The organism is Serratia sp. C2(1), assembly GCF_036352655.1.
Taxonomy (GTDB): Bacteria; Pseudomonadota; Gammaproteobacteria; order Enterobacterales; family Enterobacteriaceae; genus Serratia; species Serratia inhibens.
Window position 1 is genome coordinate 1 of the sequence record NZ_JAZFBA010000034.1, and the last position, 255, is coordinate 255.

The 255-nt window shown below is 50.2% G+C and carries 1 protein-coding gene; it reads right to left on the reverse strand.

All coding sequences use genetic code 11. The annotated features are described in order from the left end of the window. Positions 1-255: EF-Tu/IF-2/RF-3 family GTPase (locus tag V2S86_RS25415; protein WP_330764618.1), on the reverse strand; the 255-nt coding region annotated here is incomplete at both ends.

The following is a 255-nucleotide window of genomic DNA, read 5'->3' on the forward strand; positions in this document are numbered from 1 at the left end:
CACCTTCTTCTTTGCTCAGGATGTACACTTCTGAGTCAAACTTGGTGTGCGGCTTGATTGAACCTGGTTTAGCCAGTACCTGACCACGTTCGATATCTTCACGCTTGATACCACGCAGCAGAACACCCACGTTCTCGCCAGCACGGCCTTCGTCCAGCAGTTTGCGGAACATTTCAACGCCGGTACAGGTAGACTTAACGGTGTCTTTGATACCCACGATTTCAACTTCTTCGCCAACTTTAACGATACCGCGCT